Consider the following 239-nt stretch of genomic DNA (forward strand, 5'->3'; position numbering starts at 1 on the left):
ACATAGGTGGAGTCACGCACGCCGACATTCACCACGCGGGTGCTGAACGGTGCGTACTGGTCGGAGATATGGGTGTAGAACAGTCGCCCCGGCTCGCTGCCGTACTTCGGGTTGACGTGCCCGGTGCTTTCGCCCCGGCCGCCCGCCCGGAAGCGCTGGCCATCGGAGGATGAGGTGGTGCCGTCGCCCCAGTGGGCGGCGAAGGCATGGCGGTACTGGTGGTTGACCAGCTCGGCCAG

1 protein-coding gene is annotated in these 239 nt (G+C 67.4%); it reads right to left on the bottom strand.

From position 1 onward, the window contains the following. On the bottom strand, positions 1-239 hold a 239-nt coding region (locus B4920_RS27775; protein ID WP_139379772.1), incomplete at both ends, for a Tn3 family transposase.

Source organism: Zoogloea sp. LCSB751 (assembly GCF_002028455.1).
GTDB lineage: Bacteria > Pseudomonadota > Gammaproteobacteria > Burkholderiales > Rhodocyclaceae > Zoogloea.